Genomic DNA, 11,373 nt, shown 5'->3' with positions numbered 1-11,373 from the left:
GATTACTCCTTGGTCCGGATCATGCGGAGGTAGACCGCCGTCACGCACATCGACAGCGCGAACATGACGACGGCGAGCGCGGATCCGTAGCCGAGATCGAGGAAGGACACGGTGTTCTGGTGGATGTACATGGCAAGCGTCGAGGTGGACGTGCCCGGCCCGCCACCCGTCATCATGTAAGGAATGTCGAAGGTCTGCAGAGCGGTGATGGTGCGGAAGATCAGTGCAACGACGATCGACGGTTTCAGCAGCGGCAGCGTGATTTCGAAAAACTGCCGCAGGCGCCCGGCGCCGTCCACGTCCGCTGCTTCATAGAGCGAGCGCGGGATGGTTTGCAGGCCCGCAAGGATGATCAGCGCCATGAAGGACGACGTCTTCCAGATGATGGTGAGACAGATCGCGGCGAAGGCCCAGTTCGGCGAGTTGAACCAGATGATGCCTTCAAACCCGAAACGGTTCAGCACGTCGTTGACGACGCCATACTCCGAATGGAAAAACCAGGCGAAGATCAGACCGGCGAAGGACAGCGGCAGCGCCCATGGGATCAACAGCGACAGGCGGACGGGCCACTGCATCGCAAACGGAAGGTTCGCCATGAGCGCAAGGCAGAGCCCGACCAGCAAAGCGCCAGGAACAGTGATCAGCGTGATCAGAACCGTATTCCAGGTGGTTTCCCAAAAGACCGGATCATCGATCATCAACCGGTAGTTTTCCAGCCCCACGAATTCAGCCGGCAACCCCGATGTCAGGGACAGGTTGAAAAGACTCGTATAGGCCAGCCGGCAGACCGGATAGACGATGATCAGCGCCAGAAGGATCGCGGCCGGCGCCAGAAGCAGCACGGCCAGCGAACGGTCGCTGAGATCGAGCCAGCGTGTCCAGCCTGCAGGCGGGGCCTCCTGTATGTCCGTTGCCTTGAATGTGGTTGTCGTCGCCATGGTTTCGTTCCGAAACGTTGAGAGGTCTGGACGGCAAGGCCTATTCCTTGCCCTGCACCGCCGAAAGGCAGCTCGTCACATCTCTTGAGAAGGTCTCCCCTCCCAGCAGCACAGGGAGGGGATTGAGCAAGGAGTTAAGGGCTCCTCACCGCAGGATGCGCTTCAGGCGTGCCTCGATCTGGTCGGCGCCATCTTCCGGCGTCGTGACGCCTGCGAGAACCGCGTTGACCGTGGTGCGGATAACTTCGCTGACTTCGTTGTAGCGCGGCGTCACCGGACGCGGCTTGGCGGTCTGTACCACCTGCAGCGCATTGGCAAACCACGGCGCACTCTTCGTCACCTCTGCGTCCTGATAAAGACTGGCATAGGTCGGCAGCAGCGAGGCATTGATGGCCATGAACTTCGAAACGTCCTCAGACGACAGGTATTCGACCAGCTTCTTGGCCTCATCCTGGTGCTCGGAATATGCGGACACGCCCCATTCCCAGCCGCCGAGGCAGGTCGCCTGCTCGCCGCCCGTCATGGCCGGCAGCTTGGCAACGCCAACCTTGCCGGCGACTGCGGATTCAGCACCTTGCGACTGCGCCCAGGCATAGGACCAGTTGACCGCGAAGATCACGTTGCCGGCCTGGAACTCCTTGCGCGTATCGTCAGTGCCGACTTCGGCGATGTTCTTCTTGGCAACGCCTTCATCGGCAAAGCTCTTCCAGAGGCTGAGCGACTTGATGGCCGCATCGCGATCGAAGGTCAGGCGACCGTTGTCGGTCAGCATCTTGCCCTGGCTCCAGTAAGGCAAGAGGAAGGTGCAGACCGCACCCTCGATCGCCTTGCCCTGGAAGGACAGGCCCTGCAGATCGGCATTGCCCTCGCCTTCGGCGATTTTCTTGGCAGCCACCTTCAATTCGTCCCAGGTCTTGGGCGGCTCGATGCCGTACTTCTCCAGAAGATCCTTGCGGTAGTAAAGAAACTGAGAGTCCGCGAAGGCCGGAAGCGCGATCACCTTGCCATCGACTGTGTTGGCGCCTGCATAGGCTGGCAGGTAGGACGCCATGTCTTTATCCGCGAAATCGCTGGTCCAGCCGGCAGCGGCAAACTGCGCCGGGCGGATAACGTCGAGGATGAGGACGTCGAGCGAGGTATCCTTGGCCGACATCACAGTATTCAGATACTGTGCCTGCGCTTCGGACGTGTTGCCCCCGGTCTCGATCTTGACCTTCACGTCGGGATTGGCCGCTTCATACTTGTCGAGCGCCTTGCGCCAGACGTCCGGCTGGTGCTGGCTGGAGATGTAGACGTTCAGCGCCGTTTCGGCCGAAGCCGGCATCGCGAAAGCCAGCATCGTGCCGCAGAGCAATGCACCGGATAAATTCTTAAAGATCATGATTTTCCTCCCTTTGGGTGTTTGGTCGCGCGGCCTTGGCATCCTCCCCGCGCGGGGTCGTCAATGGACGGCGCGTTCCGTTGCGGCGTCGAAGAGATGAATTTTCGCGGGATCCAGGCCGATCTTCAGCGTTTCGCCGGCCTTGATGCGCGTTTCGGGCGGCATCCGGGCGGTCAGCGTCTCGTTGCCGACGGCGAAATGGACCAGCGTATCGGAGCCAAGCGGCTCGACGACCTGAACGTGACAGGTCAGCGACACCTCGGATGGGTTCGCGGTGAAATGCTCTGGTCGGATGCCAACGATGAAGTCCCGGCCTTCGTCAGTGCGAGCCTGGATCGCCGACAGAGGCAAACGGTCTCCATTGGCAAATATCAGATCGCTGCCCTCAGCCTTGGCTCTCGCAAAGTTCATCGCGGGCGATCCGACGAAACCGCCGACGAAGACACTGGCCGGGCGGTTGTAGACCTCGTCCGGCGTCCCCACCTGCTCGATCTCTCCACCGCGCAGGATGACGATCCGATCGGCGAGCGTCATGGCCTCAACCTGATCATGCGTGACGTAGATGATCGTCGTGCCGATCGTTTGATGCAGCTTCTTGATTTCGGTGCGGACCTGACCGCGCAATTTCGCATCGAGGTTGGACAGTGGCTCGTCGAAAAGAAATACCTGCGGACGGCGCACGATGGCGCGTCCCATGGCGACACGCTGCCGCTGGCCGCCGGACAACTGGCCCGGCCGGCGATCGAGCAGATGGGAAATTCCCAGCATATTGGCGGCCTCATCGACCCGTGTCGCAGCCTCTCCGGCGGCAATCCCACGCACCTTGAGGCTGAACCCCATGTTCTCACGAACCGTCTTATGCGGATAGAGCGCGTAATCCTGGAAGACCATGGCGATATCGCGCTCGCGCGGCGCCAACCGGTTGACGACACGATCGCCGATCATGACCTCGCCGCCGGTGATCGTCTCCAGACCGGCCACCATGCGCAAGGTGGTCGATTTCCCACAGCCCGAAGGGCCGACGAAAACCACGAGCTCGCCGTCGGCGATCTCCAGATCAATTCCCTTGACGATCCGAAGGGCGCCGTAACTCTTGTCCAGCGCCCGCAGGCTCACTCCCGCCATTTCAACCTCCCGAAAGCGGCAACCCATCCAGTGCCGATCGTTATTTCTTGCAGTTATAATAGCGCTACGATTCGATTTTGGCAAGCGTGCGCCTCTAAAATCACCCGCTGAAGCGCTGACGAGCCCGGATCAAACTCTTTCATCAGTTGGAAAATCAAGTTACTTCAGTGAAGTAGGCCTTTTTCGGAAAGGAGGAATTGTCCGGTGGAAAACCATGCGTTATGATGCCTGTGAATAATAGCGCTATTATACAGACAGGAAGAATGGTGAATACCGGACGAACCGCGAAGCCGACGCGCAAACGCCGCAAGATGCAGCGCGTGACCATGATGGACGTTGCGGCGCGGGCCCAGACATCACCCTCCACGGTCTCGCTTTATCTGCGAAAGCCGGATGCGGTCTCGGCCGCGGCAAGTGAGGCGATCGCCAAAGCAATAGACGCGCTCAATTACGTACCGAACCTCATGGCCGGCGGCCTTGCGGCCGCCTCATCGCGCGCAGTCAGCATCATTGTGCCTTCTGTGCGCAATGCCTTTTTTGCCGAAACCGTGGCCACGATGCAGGCTGAACTCGGCAAGGAACGGCTACAGGTCCTGCTCGGCCATACCGAATACAGCGAGCGCGAGGAGGAAAACCTTGTGCGCATGGCGCTCTCCTGGGCACCCGCTGCAATCGTTCTGACGGGCCTTTCCCACAGCCACGCCACCAGAAAGCTCTTGCGCGACAGCAGCGTTCCGGTCGTCGAAATTTGGGAGCTTGGCTCTGAGCCAATCGAGATGGCCGTCGGCTTCCACCACGAACAGGTTGGACGCTCGGCCGCCGCACATCTCGTCCAGCGAAATCGCCGCAACCTCGTCTTTCTGGGCGCCCGCCTGCAGGAAGACAAAAGAGCGACGCATCGCGCCGAGGGGTTTGTGGAGGAGGCGCGCAAGACCCTGGGTGTTACCGCCGAAATCATCCAGCATCCCGCGCCTTCAAGTGCCGAAGTGGGCGCCATGCTTTTGGGCGAAACCATGCGGAAATTTCCGCAGGTGGATGGTATCGCCTGCTCGAACGACCATGTGGCCCTGGGCGTGATTTTCGAATGCCAGCGGCTCGGCATCGACATCCCCGGACAACTCTCTGTCGTCGGCTTCGGAGATCTCAGCTTCAGCGCCGCATCCAATCCTTCGCTCACCACCATCCGCCCGCCGGGAGACCTGATCGGCACCGAAGCCGCCCGTCTCATCCTCGAGCGCATCGCCCAGGGTGGCGACAGAACGCCCACGGTCATCGATACCCGTTTTACGCTGCTTCACCGGCAAAGCAGCTGAGCAAAAACAATCTAGTCGCAGGGCAACTCGGCCTCGAAAATTGATCTACGAAACGGGGGAAGCCCAAAACCGTCGTTACATCTATGCACGAGATGATACCCAAAACGCTTTGCGCAAGAGACAGGCCCGATAGAAAAACGTTGCGCAAGAATGCGCCGACGAGACCGGAGATATCACTTCATGACCACCGGATGCGAAGTAAGCTGGTTTTCTGCCCTTTGTGACGACGATTACGAGTTCCTCGGGGTTCCTGATCCGAGGCTGCAATCGAGCTTCGAACACTGTCGCGATATCGTCCTGCAAGCCGAAAGCGGTGGCTTCGACAATATTTTGCTGCCTTCCGGCTATGCCTTGGGCATCGATACGACATCCTTTGCGTCGGCTATGGCCGCCCTAACCCGCAGGATCAAACTCCTGATGGCGGTTCGCATTGGCGAAAACTGGCCGCCGCAATTGGCACGCCAGATCGCCACCATCGACCGCATCGCCAATGGCCGCCTGTCGGTCAACATCATCTCCAGCGAGATGCCGGGCGAAACCCTTCCAAGCGGCCCGCGCTATGCCCGCACCATCGAGGCGATGTCGATCCTGCGCACGCTGCTTGACGGAAAGCCGCTCGATCACGATGGCGCGTTCTGGAAGCTGAAGGTCGATCCGCCGCGGATCGCTCCGCTGTCGGGACGCTGCCCGCAGCTTTATTTCGGCGGCCTGTCGGAGGATGCCCGCGACGCAGCAGCGGAAGGTGCTGATATCTATTTGATGTGGCCGGATCGAATGGAAACCGTCCGTGCCACGATCGCCGATCTTCGCTGCCGAGCAGAAAAGCGCGGCCGCGCGCTCCGCTTCGGCTACCGCGTGCATGTCGTCGTGCGCGAAACCGAGGCCGAAGCGCGACTGGCTGCCGACTGCCTACTGTCGAAACTCGATGACGCCACTGGAGCGGTCATCCGGGCGAAATCACTCGACAGCCAGTCGGTTGGCGTCCGGCGCCAGGCCGAACTGCGCGAACAGGCCGGCAACGAGGGCTATGTCGAGGACAACCTCTGGACCGGTATCGGCCGCGCACGCTCCGGCTGCGGTGCGGCGATCGTCGGCGATCCCGATCAAGTTCTGGCAAAACTGGAGGCCTACCGCGCCGAAGGGATCGAGGCATTCATCCTGTCAGGCTATCCACACGCTGCCGAGGCCGATCTTTTCGCACGTCACGTTCTGCCGCGCCTAGACCATGGACCGATTTGACAGGATGGGGGCCGCAATCACGCAATTATACGAACTGACCGCTTTTGAAAAAGTTTCTACTTCCGCGCGTCAAAGCTTTCAGCAATGACGGCCTCCTGCCGCACCAACGCCGTGAATCTGTCGAGTTTATGCCGGTAAATCCCGCCTTATATGTTAAGGCGATGCTACCCTGCTACCTAATGGCAGTGGCTTGCTTGCGATCAGACGACCATCCATCGCCCATCGCGCTGCTCATAGGAATCTGTGTGTCAATTGAAGCTCAAGGGAAGGTTATGTCTGCTGAAGACGATTTCAAGTGGAACGCGGTATCGAATGACCGCAACCTTTACGCAAAGCAATGTTAGCGGGCTCCCACGTCCGGTATATGATTTGCCTTGGAGGCTATCGGACCCAGATAGAATTGCGATACGCTCTATAACTTTGCTCTTCCGGCAGTCAGACGCTATCGACATCTACCACCGCCTGAGCAAACGCCTGCGGTGCTTCCTGCGGCAGGTTGTGACCGATGCCGCCGGTGATCAACCGATGCTCATACTTGCCTGAGAATTTCTTGGCATAGGCCGCTGGTTTCGGGTGGGGTGCGCCATTGGCATCTCCCTCCAACGTAATCGTTGGCACGCCGATGACAGGCAACTTGGAGAGCCGGTTTTCCAGATCGTCATACTTCTGCTCACCCTCCGCCAGGCTGAGGCGCCAGCGGTAGTTGTGGATGGTGATGTCGACGTGGTCCGGGTTATCAAATGCCGCCGCGCTACGATTGAACGTGGCGTCGCCGAAGCTCCATTTTGGCGATGCGAGTTGCCAGATCAACCTGGCGAATTCTCTGCGGTTTTCTGCATAGCCCTCGCGTCCACGTTCCGTGGCAAAATAGAACTGGTACCACCAGGCAAATTCGGCCTTCGGCGGTAGCGGTTTTTTGTTGGCTTCACGGTTACCGATCAAATAGCCGCTGACGGACACCATGGCCTTGCAGCGCTCCGGCCAGAGTGCTGCGACGATATTGGCGGTCCGTGCGCCCCAGTCACAGCCGGCGATGGTGGCCTTTTCGATCCTGAGCGCATCCATCAAGGCAATAACGTCGGCTGCGATCGCGGACTGTTGGCCGTTGCGCGGCGTCTCGTCTGACAGGAACCGCGTTGTGCCATAGCCGCGCAGATAAGGAACGATCACGCGATAGCCGGCCGTCGCCAGGAGCGGCGCCACATCGACATAGGTATGGATGTCGTAGGGCCAGCCATGCAGCAGAATGACCACGGGTGCCTCGCTCGCTCCCACTTCGGCATAGCCGATATTCAAGACGCCCGCATCGATCTGCCTGAGCGATGCGAAGGACGTGTTCGTCCCTGGCGCAACCGCAAGGACGCTGGAGCCCGCTTGGCCGCCCGACTGCGCCTGAGCAGCGCCGATCGCTGCAAACTGCGCGGCTGCCACGGCCAGCGCCGTTGCTCCCATGAAGCTCCGCCGTGTCTGGTTGATTTCCTCTGTCATCGCTTTTCTCCGAGTTCTTATACGAAAGGCAGAAAACAGCCCTCAAGTATCTCCATCGTGTTCTGGACGAGCAGAATTGAAAGCCGATGTGTCATTCGGCCCGAAGGATACATTGAGCTACAAATCCTCCCTCATTGCCAATTGTCCAGCGCCGTAAGAGGCGCCTCGTTTCCGATTGAGGATGCCATTGCGCTTTCGCGCGCATTGCGCCGGATCGCCTGGGGTGGCTGTCCGAGTGTGCGTAGGAACGCCCGGCGCATGCGATCACTATCGGCAAAGGCGGTTTCCTCTGCGATCACGTCCATGGAGTGGCGGCCCTACTCCATCAGCAGCCGCGCTGCCTCCACGCGCAAATTCTCCACCGCCTTGGCGGGCGACTGTCCCGTCTCTGACCGGAAGGCCCGGCTGAACTGGCGGGCGCTCAAACCCGCCGCATCGGCCAGCTCCTCTACCGACAGAACACGACGCAGGTTGGCCTTGGCATAATTGACCGATTGTTGGATCCGGTCCGACTTCGGGTCAAGTTCAAGCAACGCCGAGAACTGCGATTGCCCCCCGGCCCTACGGTGATAAACCACGAGCTTGCGCGCGATCGATCGAGCGACGTCATGGCCGTGGTCCTTCTCGACCATGGCGAGAGCGAGATCGATGCTTGTCGTCATTCCCGCCGACGTCCACACTGCGCCACCGACGATGAAGATGCGATCCTCCTCTACCGTGACGGCCGGAAAACGCTCGCGAAGCTGACGGGCAAAAAGCCAGTGCATCGTGGCGCGGCGTCCCTCCAGCAGCCCGGATTCCGCAAGGATGAAGGCGCCGGTACAGGGGCGGCCAGCCGCCGCGCGGTTTGCAGGGAATGGCGGGCAAATTCGAGAAGCCCCGGCGTCATCGGCTCGATCGTTGTACCCGCCCCAAACATGACGGTGTCATAGGTCGTATCGTTGAAGGGCTTTGTGATGACGCCGAAGCCGGCCGACGACTCGCCGCCGGGCTCGGACAGCAGCTCGATCTCGTAGGCAGGTTCGCCAAGCTGCAGGTTGGCCATCTCGAAGGCCGTTACGGCTGCCAAACCAAGGAGCTGAAACCCCGGAAAGACGACGTAGCCGATCTTGTGCATGGTGCACCACCCTTATCCGAAACGGCCGTACCTATCACATTTGCGCCACGGCGGGCAGCCCTCTGCCTCCCATGTGAAGTGGAGGTTGGTCAAATCGATGGTCACCAGAAACGGAGCTTTGATGAAGCCATGGCAAAAAGACACGACGTTTATTGGAAACTGGATGGGCGGCTTCGTCAATAGCCGGCTGAGCTTTGGACGCAGCCTTTGTAGAAGCCTGGGCAAGCTGGACGGCGCTCCGCTCCGGATCATTCGTTTCTGCCTGGACCATGACTGTGGGAAGAACGATTGCGATCGCTCCAGCCAATACGGTGGTCTCGACATGATCATTCTCCTTGTTTTCAAGGTCGGCGGAACGCCGCGACGGCGAGCAGGTGCGTTATCGCGTTACTCGATAGCGGGCGGCCGGCCCGCTGCGGGAGAGATTTGGCATCAGCTTCTGGCGCGCTGCTTTGTACGCTTCCCAGTCGGCAATGTCCGGCAGCGACGGGATGGTCACGCGTTCGCCGAGATCGAAGCCGGCAAGCGCGGCATCCACCATATCTTCGGCCGACATGACGATCTCGATGCTCCAGGGGCGTACCGGCGATGCCCCAGAAATCGGTCGCCGTAGCCCCTGGGAGAACAGCCTGCACCCGGATATTCTGGTCCTCAAGCTCCTTTTGAAGCGACAAAGTAAAGGCCAGTACAAAGGCCTTGCTTCCACCGTATACGCCGTTCAGCCGCTCAGGCGCGATACCGACGATAGAGGCGATGTTGATGACCGAGCCTGAGCCACGCTTTACGAAGCCGGGCACCGCGGCATACGTCAGCCGCGTCAGCGCGCTGACGTTCAGCGTGATCATCTCTTCCATCTTGTCGATATTGGACGAGAGCAGTGGTGCTGTCGCGCCGATACCAGCATTGTTGACCAGCGTGGTGATGCTGGCGTCGGTCCGAAGTACTTTCTCGATCCGGCCGAGGTCATCCTTGTTTCCAAGGTCTGCCGCGACGACTTCAACGGCGCGGCCTGTTTCGTCAACAAGACGTTCGGCCAGCGCGTCAAGGCGGGCCTTGTTGCGAGCCACCAGGATCAGGTCATATCCCCGGCGCGACCTGCATAAATAGCGCCGATACCAGAGGAATCCGGTGGTCAGTGCGGCGCCCTTGTATTCTCAGTCATAGCAATCTCCACGAGGTTGATTTTCAGTCTTGATATCAACGCCCTGCTTCTCTGTCTCAAATGTCATGTATCCATCGTTTCAGGACACTTGTTGACAAGATCCGGAAGCCATGGGCAGCTTGCTGGGGAGTGTTGTGGGATGACATCGTGTTGATCGCATCCACGTGTGCTGGAGCAGGCCCATGTGGTACCTTCGCTCGGTCAGCCTCGATGACCACGGAACGGCTTAGTTTGGAGCAGTTTGATGCAAGGGTTCGATGCAATTTTCATCGGTGCTGGCCAAGCCGGTCCCTCTCTCGCAGCCCGGATGGCTGAGCGCGGCATGAAGGTTGCGCTTGTCGAACGAAAATTTCTCGGCGGAACCTGCGTCAATGCCGGTTGCATGCCAACCAAGACATTGGTCGCCAGTGCCCGCGCGGCCCATGTCAGCCGGCGCGCCGCCGCGTTTGGCGTGACGATTGTGGGCGAAATCTCCGTCGACATGCAAGTCGTCAGGCGACGCGCGCACCAAATAACCATGGACACCCGCAATGGGCTGGCGGAGTGGCTCGGCACTACGGACGGCATCGTCATTATTTATGGCCATGCGCGGTTTGCGGCCCCCGACAGGATCGCCGTCAACGGTGATACCCTGACCGCCCCACGAATATTCCTCAACGTTGGGGCTCGCCCGGTTATCCCTGATCTGCCTGGAATCGAAGACATCGATTGCCTTACCAGCACGACGATCCTCGACATCGACACCCTCCCCCGCCACCTCGCGATTATCGGCGGAAGCTACATCGGCCTGGAGTTCGCGCAGATGTATCGGCGGTTCGGATCGCAAGTCACCGTGATCGAGCGCGGAGCCCGCATCGCCTCGCGCGAGGACGAGGACGTCTCCGAAGCCCTTCGGGAAATTCTTGAGGCAGAGGATATCTCTGTCCGCACGGGCGCTAAACGCATCGCCTTTGCCCGTCATAGCGACGGGACAAGGATATCCCTGGATGGCATCGACATTGACGCCAGTCACGTTCTCGTGGCGACCGGTCGCAAGCCGAACACGGACGATCTCGGCCTCGACATTGCGGGCGTTAATGTAGACGGCCGCGGCTACATCGTGGTTGACGACAAGCTTGCCACCAATGTCCCCGGAATCTGGGCGCTGGGCGACTGCAACGGGCGCGGAGCCTTTACCCACACGTCCTACAATGACTTCGAGATTGTTGCCGCCAACCTTCTGGATGACGAAGACCGCAAGGTGTCGAGCCGGATCTCGGCTTATGCGCTTTATACCGATCCCCCGCTTGGCCGGGTTGGAATGACCGAAAGAGATGCGGCCGCCACTGGCCGCAACGTCCTTGTCTCCACGCGTCCGATGGCTCGCGTTGGGCGGGCCAAGGAACGTGACGAAACCAAGGGCTTCATGAAAGTAGTCGCCGATGCCGATACCAGAGAAATTCTCGGAGCCGCCATCCTCGGTATAGAGGGCGACGAAGCGATCCATGGGATCATTGATGCGATGAGTGCCGGAACCCGATACACCGATCTCCAATGGTCGGTCCCGATCCATCCCACAGTATCGGAGCTTATCCCGACACTTCTGCGGGGCTTGCGTTAACTTGGCGGGT

Annotated in this window: 7 protein-coding genes and 2 pseudogenes; 3 read left to right on the top strand and 6 right to left on the bottom strand. The window is 59.9% G+C overall.

Going from position 1 to position 11,373, the window contains the following annotated elements; translation table 11 throughout:
- Positions 1-2: 2 nt before the first annotated feature.
- The 3 genes from ACP7E0_RS24145 to ACP7E0_RS24135 all read right to left on the bottom strand — a co-directional run bounded on the left by ACP7E0_RS24145 (position 3) and on the right by ACP7E0_RS24135 (position 3,444).
- On the bottom strand, positions 3-938 hold the full coding sequence (locus ACP7E0_RS24145) for a carbohydrate ABC transporter permease (RefSeq protein ID WP_426128499.1): 936 nt from the start codon (positions 936-938) through the stop codon (positions 3-5).
- Between the two features lie 145 nt (positions 939-1,083).
- Entirely contained in the window at positions 1,084-2,319 is a 1,236-nt protein-coding gene (locus ACP7E0_RS24140; protein WP_426128497.1) for an ABC transporter substrate-binding protein, read from the bottom strand.
- Between the two features lie 60 nt (positions 2,320-2,379).
- Positions 2,380-3,444: an ABC transporter ATP-binding protein gene (locus ACP7E0_RS24135; RefSeq protein WP_426128495.1), complete on the bottom strand. Its 1,065-nt coding sequence runs from the start codon at positions 3,442-3,444 to the stop codon at positions 2,380-2,382.
- A gap of 263 nt (positions 3,445-3,707) precedes the next feature.
- On the opposite strand from ACP7E0_RS24135, the gene ACP7E0_RS24130 reads away from it, so the two are divergent.
- Together ACP7E0_RS24130 and ACP7E0_RS24125 are read left to right on the top strand one after the other, a co-directional pair.
- Positions 3,708-4,757: a LacI family DNA-binding transcriptional regulator gene (locus ACP7E0_RS24130; protein ID WP_426128494.1), complete on the top strand. Its 1,050-nt coding sequence runs from the start codon at positions 3,708-3,710 to the stop codon at positions 4,755-4,757.
- 180 nt (positions 4,758-4,937) lie between these two features.
- A complete protein-coding gene (locus ACP7E0_RS24125) occupies positions 4,938-5,996 on the top strand; it encodes an LLM class flavin-dependent oxidoreductase (RefSeq protein ID WP_426128492.1) in 1,059 nt (352 codons plus the stop codon).
- 435 nt (positions 5,997-6,431) lie between these two features.
- On the opposite strand, the gene ACP7E0_RS24120 is transcribed toward ACP7E0_RS24125, so the two are convergent.
- From ACP7E0_RS24120 to ACP7E0_RS24110, 3 genes and pseudogenes are all read right to left on the bottom strand, one after another.
- Entirely contained in the window at positions 6,432-7,484 is a 1,053-nt protein-coding gene (locus ACP7E0_RS24120; RefSeq protein ID WP_426128490.1) for an alpha/beta fold hydrolase, read from the bottom strand.
- 131 nt (positions 7,485-7,615) lie between these two features.
- Positions 7,616-8,601: pseudogene (locus ACP7E0_RS24115) on the bottom strand (GlxA family transcriptional regulator).
- Positions 8,602-8,980: 379 nt separating this feature from the next.
- Positions 8,981-9,737, bottom strand: a pseudogene (locus ACP7E0_RS24110) (SDR family NAD(P)-dependent oxidoreductase).
- 270 nt (positions 9,738-10,007) lie between these two features.
- Here ACP7E0_RS24110 and ACP7E0_RS24105 point away from each other — a divergent pair.
- Positions 10,008-11,363, top strand: a complete 1,356-nt coding sequence (locus ACP7E0_RS24105; RefSeq protein ID WP_426128489.1) for an FAD-containing oxidoreductase — start codon at positions 10,008-10,010, stop codon at positions 11,361-11,363.
- Positions 11,364-11,373: the final 10 nt, after the last annotated feature.

It is taken from the genome of Pararhizobium sp. PWRC1-1 (assembly GCF_049897905.1).
In the GTDB taxonomy this organism is placed as follows: Bacteria; Pseudomonadota; Alphaproteobacteria; order Rhizobiales; family Rhizobiaceae; genus Pararhizobium.
The sequence above is the reverse complement of the archived record's forward strand: the minus strand, read 5'-3'. Positions and strand labels throughout refer to the sequence as shown.